This window comes from Mycobacterium sp. SMC-21 (assembly GCF_045310825.1).
GTDB lineage: Bacteria > Actinomycetota > Actinomycetes > Mycobacteriales > Mycobacteriaceae > Mycobacterium.
The window spans coordinates 1-18,375 of record NZ_JBJIAO010000016.1; the positions used below are offsets into that span (position 1 = coordinate 1).

General features: G+C 64.3%; 21 protein-coding genes and 1 tRNA gene. 13 read left to right on the top strand and 9 right to left on the bottom strand.

The genetic code is table 11. The annotated features are described in order from the left end of the window. The first annotated feature begins 510 nt into the window (after positions 1-510). The 3 genes from ACJH6H_RS16700 (at position 511) to ACJH6H_RS16710 (ending at position 2,086) form a co-directional block, all read left to right on the top strand. Positions 511-576: transfer RNA gene (locus ACJH6H_RS16700), tRNA-Ser, on the top strand. 224 nt (positions 577-800) lie between these two features. Continuing rightward, positions 801-1,595 carry a TIGR04255 family protein gene (locus ACJH6H_RS16705; protein WP_406775387.1) on the top strand — a complete coding sequence of 265 codons (795 nt, stop codon included), beginning with the start codon at positions 801-803 and terminating at the stop codon, positions 1,593-1,595. Beyond that, positions 1,592-2,086: a hypothetical protein gene (locus ACJH6H_RS16710; RefSeq protein WP_406775388.1), complete on the top strand. Its 495-nt coding sequence runs from the start codon at positions 1,592-1,594 to the stop codon at positions 2,084-2,086. The genes ACJH6H_RS16705 and ACJH6H_RS16710 overlap by 4 nt, the downstream gene beginning before the upstream one ends. 345 nt (positions 2,087-2,431) lie before the next feature. Here ACJH6H_RS16710 and istB read toward each other — a convergent pair whose 3' ends face one another. Beyond that, positions 2,432-3,289, bottom strand: coding sequence for an IS21-like element helper ATPase IstB (istB, locus tag ACJH6H_RS16715; protein ID WP_406775389.1), 858 nt, complete (start codon positions 3,287-3,289; stop codon positions 2,432-2,434). Next, positions 3,286-4,647: a Mu transposase domain-containing protein gene (locus ACJH6H_RS16720; protein WP_071289820.1), complete on the bottom strand. Its 1,362-nt coding sequence runs from the start codon at positions 4,645-4,647 to the stop codon at positions 3,286-3,288. The genes istB and ACJH6H_RS16720 overlap by 4 nt, the downstream gene beginning before the upstream one ends. A gap of 824 nt (positions 4,648-5,471) precedes the next feature. Between ACJH6H_RS16720 and ACJH6H_RS16725 the strand changes: the two genes are divergently transcribed. Then, positions 5,472-6,932, top strand: coding sequence for a bifunctional phosphatase PAP2/diacylglycerol kinase family protein (locus ACJH6H_RS16725; protein ID WP_406775390.1), 1,461 nt, complete (start codon positions 5,472-5,474; stop codon positions 6,930-6,932). Here the strand turns inward: ACJH6H_RS16725 and ACJH6H_RS16730 are convergent. Next, entirely contained in the window at positions 6,929-8,662 is a 1,734-nt protein-coding gene (locus ACJH6H_RS16730; RefSeq protein ID WP_406775391.1) for an acyl-CoA dehydrogenase family protein, read from the bottom strand. The two genes, ACJH6H_RS16725 and ACJH6H_RS16730, sit on opposite strands and share 4 nt — an antisense overlap. A gap of 73 nt (positions 8,663-8,735) precedes the next feature. Beyond that, positions 8,736-9,908, bottom strand: a complete 1,173-nt coding sequence (locus ACJH6H_RS16735) for an SRPBCC family protein (RefSeq protein ID WP_318984699.1) — start codon at positions 9,906-9,908, stop codon at positions 8,736-8,738. Positions 9,909-10,019: 111 nt separating this feature from the next. Between ACJH6H_RS16735 and ACJH6H_RS16740 the strand changes: the two genes are divergently transcribed. Next, positions 10,020-10,640, top strand: coding sequence for a TetR/AcrR family transcriptional regulator (locus ACJH6H_RS16740; RefSeq protein WP_318984700.1), 621 nt, complete (start codon positions 10,020-10,022; stop codon positions 10,638-10,640). A 76-nt stretch (positions 10,641-10,716) separates the two neighbouring features. Then, entirely contained in the window at positions 10,717-11,262 is a 546-nt protein-coding gene (locus tag ACJH6H_RS16745; RefSeq protein ID WP_318984701.1) for a pyridoxamine 5'-phosphate oxidase family protein, read from the top strand. 2 nt (positions 11,263-11,264) lie between these two features. On the opposite strand, the gene ACJH6H_RS16750 is transcribed toward ACJH6H_RS16745, so the two are convergent. Together ACJH6H_RS16750 and ACJH6H_RS16755 are read right to left on the bottom strand one after the other, a co-directional pair. After that, a complete protein-coding gene (locus ACJH6H_RS16750) occupies positions 11,265-11,714 on the bottom strand; it encodes a cupin domain-containing protein (RefSeq protein ID WP_318984702.1) in 450 nt (149 codons plus the stop codon). Between the two features lie 44 nt (positions 11,715-11,758). Further along, a complete protein-coding gene (locus tag ACJH6H_RS16755) occupies positions 11,759-12,007 on the bottom strand; it encodes a hypothetical protein (protein ID WP_073696691.1) in 249 nt (82 codons plus the stop codon). A gap of 62 nt (positions 12,008-12,069) precedes the next feature. Here ACJH6H_RS16755 and ACJH6H_RS16760 point away from each other — a divergent pair, with 62 nt between their 5' ends. Continuing rightward, positions 12,070-12,627 carry a sugar O-acetyltransferase gene (locus ACJH6H_RS16760; protein WP_406775392.1) on the top strand — a complete coding sequence of 186 codons (558 nt, stop codon included), beginning with the start codon at positions 12,070-12,072 and terminating at the stop codon, positions 12,625-12,627. A 6-nt stretch (positions 12,628-12,633) separates the two neighbouring features. Here the strand turns inward: ACJH6H_RS16760 and ACJH6H_RS16765 are convergent, their stop codons facing one another. Continuing rightward, a complete protein-coding gene (locus ACJH6H_RS16765) occupies positions 12,634-13,272 on the bottom strand; it encodes an O-methyltransferase (protein ID WP_212808062.1) in 639 nt (212 codons plus the stop codon). Positions 13,273-13,334: 62 nt separating this feature from the next. Between ACJH6H_RS16765 and ACJH6H_RS16770 the strand changes: the two genes are divergently transcribed. From ACJH6H_RS16770 to ACJH6H_RS16785, 4 genes are all read left to right on the top strand, one after another. Continuing rightward, complete coding sequence (locus ACJH6H_RS16770; RefSeq protein ID WP_212808061.1) at positions 13,335-13,955, top strand: TetR/AcrR family transcriptional regulator; 621 nt, start codon at positions 13,335-13,337, stop codon at positions 13,953-13,955. A 45-nt stretch (positions 13,956-14,000) separates the two neighbouring features. After that, positions 14,001-14,264 (top strand): hypothetical protein, encoded by a 264-nt coding sequence (locus tag ACJH6H_RS16775; protein WP_212808060.1) that lies wholly within the window; start codon positions 14,001-14,003, stop codon positions 14,262-14,264. Between the two features lie 67 nt (positions 14,265-14,331). Then, positions 14,332-15,423 carry a TIGR03857 family LLM class F420-dependent oxidoreductase gene (locus tag ACJH6H_RS16780; protein WP_318984705.1) on the top strand — a complete coding sequence of 364 codons (1,092 nt, stop codon included), beginning with the start codon at positions 14,332-14,334 and terminating at the stop codon, positions 15,421-15,423. Next, positions 15,416-16,105, top strand: a complete 690-nt coding sequence (locus ACJH6H_RS16785; RefSeq protein ID WP_406775393.1) for a TetR/AcrR family transcriptional regulator — start codon at positions 15,416-15,418, stop codon at positions 16,103-16,105. Before ACJH6H_RS16780 ends, ACJH6H_RS16785 begins: the two co-directional genes overlap by 8 nt. On the opposite strand, the gene ACJH6H_RS16790 is transcribed toward ACJH6H_RS16785, so the two are convergent. Together ACJH6H_RS16790 and ACJH6H_RS16795 are read right to left on the bottom strand one after the other, a co-directional pair. Next, entirely contained in the window at positions 16,106-16,762 is a 657-nt protein-coding gene (locus ACJH6H_RS16790) for a maleylpyruvate isomerase N-terminal domain-containing protein (protein WP_406775394.1), read from the bottom strand. Next, positions 16,752-17,510 (bottom strand): DUF899 domain-containing protein, encoded by a 759-nt coding sequence (locus ACJH6H_RS16795; RefSeq protein ID WP_406775395.1) that lies wholly within the window; start codon positions 17,508-17,510, stop codon positions 16,752-16,754. Before ACJH6H_RS16795 ends, ACJH6H_RS16790 begins: the two co-directional genes overlap by 11 nt. A gap of 86 nt (positions 17,511-17,596) precedes the next feature. Here ACJH6H_RS16795 and ACJH6H_RS16800 point away from each other — a divergent pair, with 86 nt between their 5' ends. Next, complete coding sequence (locus ACJH6H_RS16800; protein WP_212808055.1) at positions 17,597-17,929, top strand: helix-turn-helix transcriptional regulator; 333 nt, start codon at positions 17,597-17,599, stop codon at positions 17,927-17,929. Continuing rightward, the gene (locus tag ACJH6H_RS16805; RefSeq protein WP_212808054.1) at positions 17,926-18,369 is read left to right on the top strand and encodes an SRPBCC domain-containing protein; all 444 of its coding nucleotides are present in this window, start codon (positions 17,926-17,928) and stop codon (positions 18,367-18,369) included. The genes ACJH6H_RS16800 and ACJH6H_RS16805 overlap by 4 nt, the downstream gene beginning before the upstream one ends. Positions 18,370-18,375: the final 6 nt, after the last annotated feature.

Below are 18,375 nucleotides of genomic sequence, written 5' to 3' on the forward strand. Positions count from 1 at the left end.
CACACCCAGCCAACCAGACACCCCAATCACAGGCCGACAGCAGCTGACCGTTCTACACCCTCAATCATGAAGAGCCACTATACGCGCAATTTGTCACTTGACGGAATGGCGCGCGGCGGTTGCTTCCGAATTCGATTGCTATTCCGTGTCAATAGGTTGAATAACCGCATTCAATCAGGCGAGAATCGGCGTAATTTCGACCAGGCTTCGAGCGGGCGTGTCTGACCAGCCCTGCGCGTTGGGTGGTGCCGGTGGCCCACTGGGCGCGCGTCAGCGTCGAGCTGGTCGGGCTCGCCGAACGTGCCCGCCGTACCGGCGTCGCCCAGCAAACACGCCCACCAAGCAAGGCGATTCGCTGAATGTTCGGATTTCGTTCGTTGCTATTGGTGCGGATTACTGCCGGTTGGTTGGAGGATAGCTGGCCGATATCGTGCGGATATTCTGCGGGTTCTGTTGTGCCACAGTGGTTTCCGTGGCCGACCGGATCGCAAACCCGCAGGTCACAGGCTCGCCGAAAATTAGCTGTAACAGCTTCCCAAGCTGAATACGCGGGTTCGATTCCCGTCATCGGCTCCACGCTCCATAGTGACCAGCCTAGGATCTTGGAGTCACACGTCGTCGCCAACCGAATCGGGCTAGAGGGCTGAGCCTGGACAGCGCACCGGCTCAACCTTCGATCTGTCAGTCGAACAACCGCAGCGCTCTGACCGAAGCAAAATACAAACACGCATGAGCGGATTTGGGGGCACAAACCATCCAGGTATCACGTTTATGTAATTATGATCGGCATGGTGGGCTCGGTGGACAACGCGCAATACACAAGCCCTCCCGTTCGAGCTGCAGTCTTTACCGTCTACATCGACCCGCTCAAGTTGGACATCAACCTCCTCACTGAGTTGAGGAGCAAGTGGGCCACGCAGTACCCCGGCTTCACACAGTCGTCACCCCAGATGCGCCCCAGCGACTTGCTTCCCGAGGTCGACCTGTTTTCACTGCCATGGCCGATGCCCGCAGTGCAACTAGCCAACAGCTCGCTGTCCCGAACTATTGCGTTCCAGTTTGATCACTTCTCATTGACGTGGACATTCGATTCAGATGGCGATGGAAACCAATACCCCGGCTACCTGTCATTAGCTTCGGAGCTAAACGATCGGTTCGCTGAGTTCGTCGACACGGTGGACGAGATGTCAGACGACTCCGTGAAGGTTCAAGGCTGTCAGTGCCACTACACCAACGTCCTCGACAACATCGACGGCGCAGCTTGGCTCACCGACTACCTCACGAGATCGACAACGACTCACCTCGACAACAATCACTTGGACGACGCTGAGCACGTTGGTTTCCGTGTACATCGAGTCGACGACGAAGACGACGTGCAACGTCGCGTGTGGTTGCAAATGACCCGCCGAAAGGCTGAACGTTCCGAAGTAACGATCTCAGTGGTTGCAGTGCCCAAGTCCGATTCTCATCAAATCCCGGACGATCCCAACTCGGCTGCGCAACATCTTATGGATTCGGCGCACCGCCTAGAGAACAAAACATTTGAAGCTAGTTTCAGCGACGCGATGAAACGGGATTGGAGGAGCCAACAATGACCGTTGTAGACATCGGCTGGCGTCCGAGAACCCTTGATGCACCGAGGGTGAAATTCCGCACTGCTCAAATTGCCTGCAAAACCAGCGCTGACACATGGGCCGAACACTGTTCGGCCCGTAATTCAGCAACCGACGCAGCCCAACGTGCCTACGCGGCAATTAGTAAGCTGGTGGCCGGCAGACTGATCGAAGCGTCAGTCGCAGCACGCGCACAGCAACTCATCAAGTTTCTCTTCAAAGCAAACACTGTCGATGCGTCGATCGCGCCCGAAGACGGTGGGTTGATCTTCTACTGGGCAGCACAGGAAATGTCGTTAACAATCGAGATTTATCCATCTGCTGGCTATTGGTGGTGCGCAAGCAATATCTCGGGATATCCATTGTCAGGCGAAGGGTCCGAGCTGCCATTGAACGAACTTGGAAATCGCCTGAACCATTTCTCGAAGGAAGTGGAGCGCCGAAATCCGCGCTGGCGCGACATCATTCGCTGACCGCTTGTGATAAAAACAGGGCCAATTGGCGGCTACGATGATGATCAATTCTCTGACGAAGCGCGACTTTATCGGAGAGTGCCGGACAAACCCGATTATTTGAAGGTGATCGATCCTGTAACAGGAGAAAAGCGGCCAACACCTGCGGCATTTAGCATCAAGGACGAGCCTGACGGCCTATCTATTTCGATTGAAATCCTTATGCGTCGACACAAGCTGCCCACTCGAAATCTATGTCGGGACTGGAACACACACGGTGTCGCACGGTTCAGCGCTGGCCTAGTGACTGCGCTCGTCGAAAATCCCCAGGTGTGCTCGCTGAAATTCCTCACCTGTGAGCGCCGATCAGTGTAGTGGTTGGCGGGTTCCGGTGGCGGCTCGTCGGAGGGTGTCGGCGGCGGCGTGGTGGTCGCGTAGTCGGTAGGACTCGCCGTCGAGGTTGATGACCACCGAGCGGTGTAGGAGTCGGTCGAGCATGGCGGCGGCGACGGTGGTGTCGCCGAGGATTTCGCCCCAGGCGCCGACCCCGCGGTTGGTGGTGATCACGATGCTGGTCTTTAAATAGCGTTGGGACACAACTTGAAACAACGCTGAGGCCGCTTCGGCGGGCAGTGGCAGATAGCCCAGTTCATCAATCACCAGCAGGGTCGGTCCGGCGTAGAACCGCATGGTCGTGGCCCAGCGTCCTTCGATCGCGGCACGGTGGCATCGGGCAGCTAGATCAGCGGCGGTGGTGAAGTAGGTGCGATATCCGGCATGCGCTGCAGCCCTTGCCAATCCGACCGATAAGTGCGTTTTGCCTGTCCCCGGCGGGCCGATCAGTAGAACGTTGGTCGCCGATTCCAGATAGCGGCAGGTTCCCAGCTCATCGATGAGTGCGCGGTCGATACCGGCGGCGGCATCGACATCGAAATCGGCCAGGGTCGCGGGGGTGGGCAGGCTGGCGAACCGTAGCCGGCCTGCCAGCCGACGGGCGGTGCTGGCATCGACCTCCACAGCCAGCAGCCGCTCCAGGGCCACTGTGAGCGACAGGCCCTCGGCGGTGGCCTGATCGAGCACCGAGGGCAGGGCTTCGGCGGCAGCGGTGAGTTTGAGCTCGGCCAGATGCGAACGCAGTTGCTGATAGCGGCTCGCCGCGGCCGTCGATGTCTCGGCCTCGGTGGTGCGGATGGTGGTTTTCGAGGTACGTGTGGTGGGGGTCATTGCAGGGTCCTTTTCTGGGCGGCCCGCTCGTAGACGGACAAGTCGATGACAGTGGAATCGGTTGATGCAGTGGTGGATTCGACCATGCAGGTCGTAGCATCGCGGGACTGAACCAGTTGCGCGGCAGCGGCATTGGCGGCCGGCCCGGGTGGGATGCGTTCCTTGCGGCGGTGCGGACGCCCGGTGTTGGCGGTGGCCATCGCGGCGGTATCCAGAGCGATGACGTGCCCGCTGTCACGAACCATCACCCCCAACCCATCGGCGGCCATGCGGTGCCGCGCCACCACGATGCCGGTCGTGGTGGCGATATCGCAGAACTCACCACCAACCGGATGGCTGACGCTCACCTGCGCGGCGGCCAGCTCCGGGGGCACCGAGTACCGGTTGCCGCGGTAGGACACCAACGCCTGCCTTGAGGCGGTTCGGGTTTCTGACACGATCACCGGATACGGCGTCGCTGGCACCGGCGAGAGGGGTTCGGCCTTGGCGACCACGGCCACCGACGACCACCCGTCGGCGGTGGCCCGGATCCGGGTGTCACCACGAACATTGGCGAAGCGATCCACACTGGCCTGTGCCGCCTCGACGGTCATGTCGTCAGCCAGGGTGCGCCACCACCGTTGTGCGGCAGTGTGATTGACCTTCTCCACCACACCCTTGCGATTCCCACGCCGTGGTGGACAGATCGCCACCGAGACCCCGTAGTGCTTGGCGACCCCGGCGAACGAGGCGGTCACCCGGCCTGAGCCTGGATCGCAGACGGTGGCCATCCGGTCGAACCGCCAGATGCGGGTCAGCCCGCCCAGACCCCGCACGATGCGGTCGATGGCGGCCACCAGATGGGGTTGATCCATCGACGGTGACAGCACCGCGCGCCACTTGCCGGAATGGGCCAGCGAGCCGACCAGCAGGAAGGCTTTCTTGCCCCACCCCCAGGATGCGGGTGGATCGGGCAATTCCAGCCAGTCCCACTGGGTTTCCTCACCCGGTGGATGAGCGATGATGGTGTTGGGCCGGTCGGTGGCGGCGCGGCAGGCTTGGCAGTCCGGGCGCAGATTGCGGGTGCGAATGTTGCGGGTCAGGCTCTGATACGACAAACCGAAACCCAGACTCTCGAGTTCGTCGTACAGGGTGCGCGCCCACAAATGCGGGTCCTCGGTCAACCTCGCGGTGACGTAGTCGACGAACGGATCAAACGGATCCGGGCCGGGCCGGGCACGGACCCCGGGCTGGCCGTCACCGGCCAGGTACTTGCGGACCGTTTTGCGGTCGAAACCGGTGTGGCGGGCGATCGCAGAGATCGACCAACCACGTTTTTGTAGGGCGTGTACTTCCATGTCGTCCTCCCATGTGAGCATGAGAAAGCGGGCCCCCTTCGACTGGAGCTACTGGCGTCAGACACCAGCAGCATCGAGGGAGGCCCGCCCTTCTCGGCGGAGCCACACGGGTGGGGAATTTCGATGAGCGTCAGTGGGGAATTTCAGTGAGCGCGGTCACTAGTACGCCCGTCACTTGGGGTTATTTCAGCACCCACCGACGAACAGTATGCCGGAAAGGCGCACGGCTTGGTCCGAGGACCAGACGGAATACCCAGTAGAGGCACGTGGAACACTATACGAAGCAAGATTTTAGAACACGCCGTCTACTTCGATTCTGACCCCGATCCTCCAACCGGCATCGGCGCACTGGTGCTCCATACACAAAGGATGTTCGAGAATTCGATTGCGTTCCTGACGCGACTTGTACTGCCAAAACATAACGAATAGTTGTCTTGGAATGCACTCACTCTAGCGTCTTGTGAAATGCCTCGCCCCGGTATAACTGACTACGTGAAGTTCGCCAATTCGGCACTGTAAACCGAACCTCGCTATTAATGTGCGCCTACTACTGATACCAAACGTTCCGTGCATCAACGTCATACTCCACGTTCCTTCTCCGGGTCTTCAGAAGGCCGCAATGCGGTGTCGCCAGCCAGCATCGCAAACACTGGCAGGCTATACACGCTCTCTCTTCAAGCCGGGATATCCATATTCGAAAGCGGTATCAAGGCATCGCGTCGCTCGATAGCTCGAAGCACGTCACCCGTCGCGAAAGGCAATCCGCGTGCGCGAGAAGTTAGTCTTTGGCCATCCGGTCACAAGAGCTTCGAGCACTATCCGCCCGCGACAGATACCTTGGCCCCATGGATGTGCGCGCGATCGGCAAGGGCCTGGGCAGTCTGGACCGTGAGGTCTTCGAAGCAGTAGCCGAGTCGCCGAGCCCACTCCTGGACTCCACGATGCCCCGCCTGACCAGGGCGGCTGACCATTCCAAGCTGTGGTTCGCCATCGCGGCCGGTATGGGCGCGTTCGGCAGCCAGTCGGTGCGCCGCGGTGCGGCACGCGGCGTCGTCAGCCTCGCGGTGACCAGCCTGGTGACCAACCAGCTCGCCAAACGAATCTGGGTCCGGCCGCGCCCGGACCGCACCCTCATCCCGCTGGTCCGGCGGAGCAAGCGTGTCCCCACCTCCAACTCCCTCCCATCAGGGCACTCCGCGAGCGCCGCGGCATTCGCGGTGGGCGTCGGCCTCGAATCCGCACCGGCCGGTCTGCCGCTGGCTCTCCTCGCCGGCCTGGTCGGACTGTCGCGGGTGGCCACCGGCGCGCACTACCCCGGTGACGTGTTCGCCGGCTTCGGCATCGGCGCCGCGATCGCGGTCCTGGGCGCTCGCATCGTCCCGACGATTCCGGCCACCACGCTACCGACGTCGGATCCGTTGCGGTTCCGGACCGAGCCCAGGCCACAGGGCGAAGGCGTGGCGCTGGTGATCAACCCGGCGTCCGGCGACGGGACGGGCAAGCGCGTCATCGACGAAGCACGAAAAGCCTTACCGCGCATGGAAATCGTGGAGCTCCAAAAAGACGACGACATCGAGAAGGTATTGCGCGAGACGGCCGCACGCACCGAGGTGCTCGCGGTCGGTGGCGGTGACGGGACGGTGGCATGCGCGGCGGGCATCGCCGTCGAGGCCGGTGTGCCGCTGGCGGTGTTCCCGGGCGGCACGTTCAACCACTTCGCCAAGGACATCGGTTGCGATTCGGTGGCCCGCACCGTGAAGGCCATCGCCGAAGGCTCCGCGGCCTACGTGGATCTGGTGTGCCTCAACGAGAAACGCATGGTGATCAACACCGCCAGCATCGGCGCCTACCCGAACTACGTGCGCACGCGCGAGAAGCTCGAACGGCGGATGGGCAAACGCCTGGCCGGCATGTACGCGCTGTACCTGACGCTGCGCAAGGAAGCCCCAGTACGAATCAGGTACGACGACAAGACACTTGAGACCGAACTATTCTTCCTGGGCAACTCGACGTACTTCCCGTCCGGCTTCGCCCCGTCGGTGCGGCCGCGCCTCGACGACGGCTTGATCGACGTCCGAATCCTGGAAACCGGGCGCCGGTTCAGCCGGCTGCGCATCGCGACGGCGGTTCTGTTGGGCCGGCTGGAACGCAGTCCGCTGTATCACGAACTGCAGGTGCCGGAGTTCCGGTTCGTCGCGGTCGACGGACCCACCACCGTCGCCTACGACGGCGAGGTGGGCGAAGCGCTGAGCGAAGCCAGCTTCACCGTGCGGTACCGGGCGCTGCCGGTGTTCCGTCCTCTCTAGGGCCGCATCTCGTACGCACCGTCGTACGCCGCCACCTGTTCCCAGACCCGGTCGAAACGACCCACATCGGCAATCGGTTTGCGGATCGCCGCCAAGGCCCACTCCTGTTGCGCCACAGTGGAACTCGGCTTGCCGTGCAGCGCAACGGCATACGACGAGAAGTCACGGATCTGGAAGTCGAAGATCTGATCCAGCAGGTCGTGGTCGAGACCGGTCAGTTCGGCCTGTTCCAGGATCAACTGCCCGTAGACGACGAGCGTGAACAGATGCCCGACAACGAGGACGAAGTCGAGGTCGCGCTGCTGGTCGGCGTCGGGTGCCGCGGTCAGCAGCAGGTCCTTGAAGGCCTGCACCTGCTCGTAGAAGCGGGCCACGTTCGGCACCGCGAGGTTCCGCTCGTACACCGGCGCCCAGTCCGCGAACTGCACCTTGGAGGCGCCGCGCGCGGGCCCCTGTGCCCAGAAGAACACGTCGTCGGCCGCGTCACCGCGGGTGCCGATCTCCGGGTAGCTCGCCGGGTTGAACATGTAGTTGGGCATGAACTTCAGGATCTGCGCGACGTTCACGTGCACCGTGCCCTCGAGCCGGGGCAGCGCACCGATGAGGCGGTTGACCTCGTTGAAGTAGGTGTTCTTCTCGAATCCCTTGGCGGCCAGAACATCCCACAGCAGGGTGATGACCCGCTCGCCCTCGGAGGTGACCTTCGACTTGGTGACGGGGTTGAACAGCAGGTACCGACGGTCGTCGAGGCCGGCGCTGCGGAAGTAGTCGATGGCGCGGTCGCTGAACAGCTTCATCGCGATCAACCGGGCGTAGACGTCGACGAATAACGCACGCACGTGCGGGAAGTCGGTCACCGGGTTGCCGTAGAGGATCCGGTTGTTGGCGTGCGTGATCGCCTCGTAGAAAGCGTGCTCGCACATACCGATCGAGCCGCTGCACAGGTTGAACTTGCCGACGTTGACGGTGTTGAGCGCCGCCGAGAACGCCTCCGGCCCGGTGCACAGGATGTCCTCCTCGTGCACCGGATAGTCGTTGAGCCGGAACGTGCTGACGAACATCTGGCCGTGCACGACGTTGTCGATCAGTTGATAGTCCTGATGGCCGCTGTCCGCGACGAACCACACGTAGCCGTCGGGCCCGTCGACGTCGGTGCGGCGCGAGAACACCGACACCATGCCCGCGACGTTGCCGTTGCCGATGTAGTACTTCTCCCCCGACGCCCGGAACACGACGCCCTCGTCGGACGTCGGCGTCAGCAGCATGTCGGTGTTGTAGATGTCGGCGCCGTGCTCGCGTTCGGACAGCGCGAACGCCATGACCCCGCCCGCCTCGAGCTGGGCGGCGGCCCGCTCCTTGGCCTTGATGTTGTCGCTCTGCCAGATCGGGCCGAGGCCGAGGATGGTGACCTGTTCCGCGTACCAGTACGCGAGCCCGTAGAACCCGAGGATCTCGCTGAGCACGGCATTGCGCGAGGTGTCCCAGCGCTTGTTCGGATCACCGTCGGCGAACTCCGACGGCGTCAGGAACGTCGCGAAAACGCGCTCCCGCTTGATGAATTCGAGAAAGTCGGCGACCCAGGTCGCGTCCAGATCGTCCTGCAGCAACCGCGCCTTGCCGCGATCCTCGAACCAATCGATCAGCGCTCGCAACTGACGCCGCGTCTCGGGATCGAATTGCTGAGGGTCGAAATCGTTCGGGTTGAGCAACAGGCCGCGAGAGTTCGGCATGGGTACCTTCTTCGGTCCGGGTTTGGCACGAATCTAGCGCCCGGACGCTCGTGGGACCGCGGATTGCGCGTACTTACCCGAGGGCCACGCCGAGCTCCTCGGCGAACACCCTGATCATGTGCTGCACGCCAATCTCGTTGCGGCCGATGATCATGTGGTCGTGCTGGCCGTGCCTGACGCCTTCCCCGCACTGGGGCAGCATGGCGAAGTCCTCGTCGACGACCGCGGCGTGGACGTTGTCGTACACCTGGTCGTAGACCGCGCGCATCTCATCAGTGGTGGCCGGCACGCGTCCCATCCAGCTGTGCCGGACCGTGCACCGGGTCGGTTCGCCGGCCGGCAGGATGTCGATGATCTCGACGCCGACCGGGCTGTTCGCCAGGATCAGATTGGGATAGATCCAGTAGATGACGCCCATGTTCTGATGCGGGTCCCACGACCCCGACGGGTCCTCGGCCAGGGTGGCAACCCAGGTGAAGGGAAAGCCGATGCGATGGTGCTTGCCGTACTCGTCGTAAACCCCGGTGTTGGGCAGGGTGTTCTGCCCAATCACGCTCTCGCCGTGGACAAATGGGAAGTGATACCCCTCGGCGAACGCTTCCAGGGCGCCCTTCCACGACACTTGGGACTGGAACTCCTTCTCCGTGTGGTAGCCGTATGCGGCATAGTTCATTAGTTCGAGTTCCGGCCCGATGGACCCGAGATGGCCATCGACGTCGATGTCGGCGCCGGCAGTCAGCACGGCCCAGATGAAGCCATGTCGCTCCTGGCTCGGCAGCTCAACAAGTCCGTAATCGGCCTTGTCCATCGAATCGAACCCCGCCCTGCCGGGAACCGTGAACAGCTCGCCGGTGTTCTTGTAGCTCCACGCGTGGTACGGGCACGTGAACCGGGCGGCGTTACCGGCGCCGCAGGCCGGCTTCGCGCCGCGATGCCGGCAGTAGTTCAGCAAGACGTGACTGACACCGTCACGGTCGCGGGTCACCAGGAGCGAGTCGCCCAACACCGAGCGCACGACGTAGTCGTTGACGTTGGGAATCTGGGCCGACGGCACGATCGCCAGCGGCACCCGGCGCAGCACCTGCGACTCCTCGATTTCCGTGATCTTCGGATCTCGGTAGTAGTGCAACGGCACCCGGAGTTCACGGTCAGCCATGTCCGTCGTCTTGTCGACCGCATGACGCAAGGCGCGCCTGGTCAGTGCCTCGTCCTGATTGCTGACCGGTCCTTCGGTGATCGCCGTCATTGCTGACCTCATTTCACGTTCGGCAATATTCGGACCATACATCAGTGGCACTATGTATGGTCAAGAGTCGGTGACGTTCAGCGATGAGCGGCGGGATGGAAGTATGCGGTGATGCGCAGACACGGCTGGTCTGGTGACATTCCCGTCGACGACGCGGAGGCGGTTCGCCGCATTGTCAGCGCGGCCCGCTCGTCGATCGACGCGCGTGGTTCGGTGAGCGTGTCCGATGTGGCCACCGAACTCGGGATCACCCGGCAGACCGTGTACCGCTATTTCCCGACGCTCGACGCGCTGATGGCGGGCACCGCGCTGTCGGCCGTCGAAGGCTTTCTGGACCGCTTGGCCGACGACCTGCAGTCGATCACCGACCCCACCGACGCCGTGATCGAAGGCATCGCCTACACCTTGGAACAGCTCCCCAACGACCGGTACCTGAGCCTGGTCATGCATCCCGGCAGGGCGAGTGCGTTCGCCGCGGGCGTCACCTCCGAGACGGCGATTTCCTTCGGCCGCTCCATCCTCGAACGTTTCCAAGTCGATTGGCCTGCAGCCGGATTCAGTGGCCGGCAACTCGATGAGCTCGTCGAGTTCATGCTGCGCACACTGCAGTCGTTCATCCTGGATCCCGGCGGCCCTGACCGCCACGGCAAGGAGTTACGCGCGTTCCTCCGTCGTTGGGTCGCGCCCGCCGTCCAGCTGCATCACGACACAGCCACCCACGCAGCTCCGTAGCCGCGCGGACGGGCGACCCATCCCGGCATCTGAAACTCGCTCGCCCCCGGCCTGTCCCGCGTGCAAGCATGCCCACATGGCCAAGCAGTTCCCGGAGATCAACGACCGGTTCCGCACGTTCATCGCCGCGCAGAGCATCTACTTCGTGGCGACCGCAGCGCGCGACGGCCGGGTCAACCTGTCGCCGAAGGGCTTGGACTCGCTTCGCGTCCTCGGGCCACATCGGGTGGCCTGGCTCAATCTGACCGGCAGCGGCAACGAGACCTCGGCGCACCTGCTCGACAACCCGCGAATGACGTTGATGTTCTGCTCGTTCGAGCGTGAGCCGATGATCCTGCGGCTGTATGGCACCGCCCGTGAGGTCGCGCCCGGCGACGCGGACTGGGATGAGCTCTACAGCCAGTTCCCGCCGCACATCAGTGCCCGTCAGATCTATGACCTGAGCGTGGACATCGTCCAGACCTCATGTGGTTTCGGCGTGCCGCTCATGTCGGTCGAGTCCGAGCGCGTGCTGCTCGACACCTGGGCCGAGAAGAAGGGGCCGGAGGGTGTCGCCGACTACTGGCAGCAGAAGAACCTGTCGAGCATGGACGGCGCGCCGACCAAGCTGGCGCTGGGCTGAGCTCAGCCGGCGCAGGCGTCGGGGGCATCGACCCGCAGCGGGACATCGACGGGCACCGTATAGGTGACGACGACGTCGGCGGCACCGGTGTTCTCGTTGGCAACCCGGTGCGGTACCCCAGCGGGAATGAAAACCGCTTGGCCACTGCCAAACTCAGTTCCCGCGCAATCGCCCGCGGTCTGCAGCACGACCCCACCGGTGTTGATCACCGAATATTCGGTGCCGGGGTGCGTGTGCCAGCCGCTGCTGGCGCCCGGCGCCAACTTCAGTCCCTGAATGATGAGGGTCGACGGCGCGCCCCCGGTGTCGATGTCCACCGGAGCCGTGGTGTCGCCGCGCGCCAGGTCGGTCCGCACGACGTCACCCTCGGGCGGCGTCGCCGCTGCGACGGGCGCCGACAACATGACCAAGCCGAGTGCGGCACAGGCATTCCCAACGCGCAACTTTGTCATGCACCCACTGTGCGCGATGTCCGACGACCGCGTGCGGGTTTCGGCTACGCGACCATGACGTCGACCGACAGCCGCTCCCCGAGGGCGTAGACGGTCGGCCAGTCCTGGTTCTGCGCGGCCGATTCCAGTGCATCGATGAGAGGGCTGTCCACCCCCAGTTCGGCCAGCCACGACGACACGGTGGCGGCGATCTGTTCTCCGGGCACCTCTTCGGCACGCCGGCCGTGCAGACGGTCGACCACCACGAAGGTCGGCGCGGCGGGGCGCCGACGGCGGAAGTCGATGATGCTCATATCAATTGAACGAATCAGCCGTCAAAAAGGTTCACCCGGCTGGGCGCACCTAACGTGGAGTCATGGCTCGTTCGATGCGCGACCGCATGCTCGCTGGTGACCTGTACCTCGCCGATGATCCCGAATTGATCCGCGAGTCCAAACACGCACAGCGGCTCACCCACCGGATCAACGCGCTCGATCCCACCGACCTCGAGGAACGCAACCGTCTACTCCGAGAACTCCTCGGCGCTTTCGGGGACGGCAGTGAGATCCGGCCGCCGCTGCAGTGCGACTACGGCTACCAAACGACCATCGGTGCACGCACTTTCGCGAACTGGGGGCTCATCCTGCTCGATGTCGCGCGGATCAGCATCGGCGACGACGTCCAGATCGGACCCAACGTGCAGCTGTTGACGGCCACTCACCCGCTCGAGCCGGGGCCCCGGAGAGACAAGTGGGAAGCAGCCGAGCCCATCACGATCGGTGACAACGTGTGGCTCGGCGGCGGCGTCATCGTGTGCCCCGGCGTCACGATCGGTGCCGGCACCGTCGTGGGTGCCGGTTCGGTCGTCACCCGCGACCTGCCGCCGCGTGTGCTGGCCATTGGCTCACCCGCCCGGGTGGTGCGCCCGCTGTAGGGCGGGCTACACCCGAACGGTCAATTCCATGCCCTTGTCGAGCGGAATCGGGACACTGACGTAGCCGCTCCCCGGCGCGTTGACGTAGTCGCGGTAGACGTGATCAGGGTCGAGCCTGACGTTGTCGCCGAGAATCAGTGCACCGGGCGCCAATACCGGCTCCAGGATCTTCAACACCGGCAGGTCCAGATCGGGCCAACCGTCGAGAAGCACGAATTGCACTGGACCCGTGACGGTCTCGAGGGTCGTGCGGGCGTCACCTTCCAGAATCGTGATCAAATCGGCAACCCCCGCCTCAGCGAACGTCGCGCGGGCCGCCGCAATCTTCCGCGAACTCATCTCCGTGGTGATGATCCGCCCGACACCGTTGTCTCGGACCGCCGCGGCCAGGTGCAAGGTGGAGATGCCATACGACATCCCGTACTCCACGATCGTCGAGGGCTTCACTGCGCGGACCAGGCTGTACAGCAGTCGGCCCGGGTCAGGAGCCACCGACAGGTAGAAGTCCTGGCAGACCTCGGCACGTTCCGCAATGTCGTAGTCGGTCGGCGAAAATCCTTGCCGCCGTTGATCGTCCAACTGTGCATCGGCGAACAGGCGATTGATGATCGAGGCGTATTCCGGTTGGTTCAGTGTTGAGGTCATACGACCTACAGTAGACGCAACGTTGCGTCTAGACTAGAGCTACGATGGTGTTCAATCGACCCATGGCAGGCGCGCAACCGCATCACGGGAACCGGCACGGTCGCAGTGAAGCTGCGCGGGAAGCCGTACTGCGCGCAGCTGATGATCTGCTCGTCGAAAAGGGCTTTTCCGGCGTCACCATCGAAGGCATCGCCAAAGCGGCTGGAGTCGCCAAGCAGACCGTCTATCGCTGGTGGGGCTCCAAGACCGAAGTCCTCATGGACGCATTCCTCGAAGACGCCGCCGCAGCGTTGGAGCCGCCCGATACCGGCTGCCTCGACTCGGATCTACGCGCACATCTGCGCGATACCGCGCACTTCCTGACCACGGATGACGCGGGCGCCGTCTACCGCGCACTCATCGGGCAAGCGCAACACGATTCGGAACTGGCACAGACATTTCGGTCCCGCTACCTCGATGATCAGCGCACGCGCGACCAAAAACCGTTCCTCCGCGCGATCGAACGCGGCGAGCTGCACCCCGAGACCGACGTCGCCGCGTTGGCCGAGTGGCTCGTCGGCCCGGTCCACCATCGCGTGATCGTGACGGGCGAACCGTTCGACGATGCGTTCCTCGACGCCGTCGTCGACGTCGTCCTGTCAGTGTCGACAGCGGCCGTGAGCCACGATTCAAAGTCAATCTAAGCATTTGGCCATGCAGCCAATTGACCGTCATGTAAATATGGCGGCGTGACTGAAGATGCCGATGTGGCACAAGCTCGGGCATTGCGCGCCGAGCTGCGTAGGCATGCCTGGGACCTCGCATCCAGGCTGGCCAGGGTCGAGTCCCTGCCCGATGCGACGGCCTGGTCAGAGCGGGCGCGGTCGATGCGCCGGCGCGCCCGGGAGCTGCGGCGCGACCTCGACGAGGCCCGGTTCCTGATCGATCAATTGCATGCCCGGTTCCCGAGCATCGACGCGGCGGGTGCATCGGCAGACGCTCCAAGTTATTGAGAACCCTCATTGACAATTGCCTGCTAGATGGTTAACAGTGCTAAGCGTCTCCGATGAAAGGCGCACCATGAGCACGCAGGACCAGCTCAACGAGCTCGGCTACTACGCCGTCACCCGGCATCCCGCGGACACCCGCGTGGTGCTGCCCGAGGCCCGGGATGCCGAGGCGCTCGGGTTGGGCTCCTGCCACATCGGTGAGCGCTTCACCGTGAAGGACGCGGGCGTTCTCAGCGGCGCGGTGGCAGGCGCCAGCACGACGCTGGGCATCGCGCCGTCGACCAATCACCACACCCGGCACCCCACGGTCACCGCGACCATCGGGTCGACGATGCATGCCCTGACCGAGGGCCGGTTCGCCATGGCGTTCGGCCGCGGGATGGGGCCCTACTGGCAGGCGATCGGTCTGCCGGTCGTGACCGAGGCGCGGCTGCGCGATTTCTTCGGCATCCTGCGCCGCCTCTGGGCCGGCGAGATGATCCTCGATCACGACGGCCCAGCCGGGAAGTGGCCCATGCTGCGCCACGTGAACGGCCTGGAAGACGGGCCGCCGATCGGCCTGGTGGCGGTCGGCCCGAAGACCATGGAACTGGCCGGCGAGATTGCGGATTTCGTTGTGCTGCATACGTTCTTCTCCGACGAGGCGACGGAGAAGTCTGTCGCCGCGGTACGCCGCGGCGCGGAGAAGGCCGGCCGGGATCCGGACAGTGTCCGCATCTGGGCCTGCCTGGCGACGGTCCCCGATGCGTTGTCGGAGGACGACCAGATCCGGCGTGGCGTCGGACGGCTCGCAACCTACCTGCAGGCGTACCCAGATGTCCTGGTCTCGGCCAACGGCTGGGACCGGGCGACGTGGGATCGCATCCGGCAGTCCGACCTGTTCACGGATGCGGCGACCGCCGGGCCCATCGATGCCAGCGCGTCGTTCGAGACGCTGCAGCGGATCGCCGAGCTGATCCCCACCGAGTGGCTGGACGCCGTCGCCAAGGGATCGCCGCAGGATTGCGCGAAAACCATTGCCCGCCAGTATGATCTGGGCGTGCATTCGGTGATCATGCACGGGGCCAGCCCGCACGAACTGGCACCCGTCGTCGAGGCCTACCGGGCCAACCGGCCGACGCTGCACCGGGCCGTCGCGGCGAATCCGGGCCGATTTGCCTGACCGTCCGGCCCGCGACTCCCCGCAGGCGGCCCTCGCCCGGGAGCAGTGGCAGGCCGTCGTCACCGAGTCGGGCGCCGGCACCAAGCTGAACAAGCGCGGCCTGGAAACCCGGGCCCGCCTGCTCGACGTCGCCATCCGCTGTCTGGCCGACAGCGGTGGCGAGCCGGTGTCGGCGAACCGCATCGCCAAGGATGCGGGCGTCACCTGGGGCACCGTGCAACATCAGTTCGCCGACCTGGACGGGCTCTGGGTCGCTGTCATCACCGAAATCCACTCCCGCAGTTGGGCGTCCGGACCGGACACGCCGCGCAGCGGCACCCTGCGCGAGCGAGTGGAAGGCGCCATCGAATCCGTGTGGCGCTACCTGGACACCACCGAGGGCCGCGCCCTCACCGCGCTGCGCACGTCACTGCCGGCGCGACGGTCCGACATCGCCGCCGAATATCCGCGCACCGCAGCGGCTTTCGCGGCCCGTGAGCTCGACTGGATTCAGGGTTTCGATTATCTGATGGAAGGGCTCGACGTCGACCCAGACCAGTTGCAGCGGGTGCGGTGCCTGCTTCCCGCCGCGATCCGCGGTCTCAGCAACGAACGGCAGATCGGGTTCACGTCGGATCTCGACGTCGCGCGCGCGGCTTTGACCGACGCCGTCGTCGCGTTGCTGACCCCGCCGCGGCCGTAGTCACTCAACGAGATCGGCGGTCGCGGGTCCGAACAGGTACAGGTGATCGAGCACCGGCGCCGCGTCCCCGGACCACGCCATGGCCGCCATCTGACGACGGCTGCGCCGCCCGGTGCGCCAGCGCACCGCTTCGAATCGCGTCGTCTTCAGATCGACCGCAGGTTCCGCGTCCGGACCGCACCGGTACTCACCGTCCTCGACGACGACACGCATCGGCACCGGCGTGACCAGCATCCGCAGGAGCTGATCCGAAACCTGCTGCAGGGCAGCGGAATCACGCGCGCCCGGTCGGCCGAGCGCATCCCGGATGTCATGTTCGTGGACGACGATGTCGCCGAGCGGCGGGGCGATAGCTTCCTGAGCCAGCCGCGGCAGCTCGGCGGCCGCATCGCCCCAGGCCCGCAGGATGTCGTCGAGGCCGCACCCGTCGAACCGAGCCACTTGCGCTGCCGTCTGGGCATCGTTGGGTGGGGCGACCCGGCGCCCGGCGGCCCAGTCCTGCGCGACGCCGGCCATATGGGCCAGCACGTCCCGCACCGACCAGCCGGGACAGGCAGCGACCGCAGTATCGACGGAAACCTCTGGCGCACTGACCAACTCGACGATGCGGTCCATGGTCTGCTGGTAGAGCTCCGCGAGATGGACTTCATCGCTCACAGGAGGCACACCCTTCTGCGCGGGGCGGGCGGGGATCGTCGGGCTTGCTGGGATCGGGGTCGCCGAACCATCGTGAGGGCTGATGCTCGCCGTAGGTGTCATGCCAGTCCCACCATTCGTAGGGCGGGTCCTGCGGGTACCCGGGCGGCGAGTCCTCCCAGGTCTCCTGCCGGCCGAGCGCCGTCATGTCGAGATAGCTCCACGAGGTGCCGAGTGCTTCGTCGCCGCGGTTGTTGATGAAGTAGGTGCGGTAGATGGCGTCGCCGTCGCGGATGAAGGCGTTGGTGCCGTGCCACTCGTGTACACCGAAGTCGACGTCGAAGTCGTCGGTGATGGTGTACCAGGGCATCTTCCAGCCCATCCGGGCCGTCATCCGCGCGATGTCGGGCTGCGGCGCGCGTGAGGCGAACGCCAGCGTCGTGTCGCGCGCGTTCAGGTGGGCCACATGGCCGACGTTGTCGGCGATCATCGAACAACCCCGGCAGGCGTGCTCGGGCCAGCCCTGTACGCCCTCCTCGAAGAACGCCCGGTAGATCACGAGTTGCCTTCGCCCACTGAACAAGTCGGCCAGGCTGAGCTCGCCGTCCGGACCGACGAAGGTGTAGTCCTTGGTGACCGGCGTCCACGGCATGCGGCGGCGCATCGCCGCCAACTGGTCACGCTGGCGGGTCCATTCCTTCTCGGCGACGAGCATCTTCTCCAGCGCGGCGTCCCATTCGGCCGCGGACACGATGTCGGGTTTCTGCACGGCGTCCCTCCTCTACAGATTCATTAAACAAACTTGTTGAACGTCACCGTTCCAGGAGAGCACGATCCGCCGCTATAGTCAACAAGATGGTTGAAGATCAGCTGCTGGACCGCGCCTACGCCGCCCTGGCAGATCCGACGCGCCGCCGGCTATTGGAGACGCTGCGGCAAGGCGATGCGCGCATCACCGACCTGGCCGCCCCGCTGCCGATGACGTTCGCCGGCGTCTCCCGGCATATCGGCGTGCTGGAATCGGCGGGCCTGGTACAACGCGATGTCCGCGGCCGCGAACGCTGGGTGTCCCTGCGCCCCGAGGGATTGACCATGGCGCAGCAGTGGATCAACGAACAATCCAACTTCTGGTCGGTGCGGGCGGATGCCCTCGCAGACCGCTTGCGACGCAAAGGAAATGGTCAATGACAGAACCCGTCACCGTGCGCGTGCAGCGCGTCATGCCGGCAGTCCCCGACGTGGTGTTCGGCGAGTGGCTCGATGTCGAGTCGTTGATGGACTGGATGTGCCCACGCCCGTCCCGGTGCGTCGCCATCACCGTCGAACCCCATGTCGGCGGCAAGCTGCGGTTCGACGTCGACCACGACGCCACCGGCACCATCGTCCTGATCATCGGCCACTTCCTGGAGATCGACCGTCCGCGACTGCTTCGTTTCACGTGGAGCAATTCGAACTGGCCCGACCCGACGATGGCCAGCGTCGTCAACGTCACCTTCGAACCCCACGGCGAGGGCGAGACGCTGATGAAGATCGAGCACTCTCTGTTGCCCTCGCACGAGTACGACAACTTCCACAACGGCTGGGCGCGCACCGCCGAACAGTTGGAGTCGGTACTCACCCGTCGCTGAGCGTCG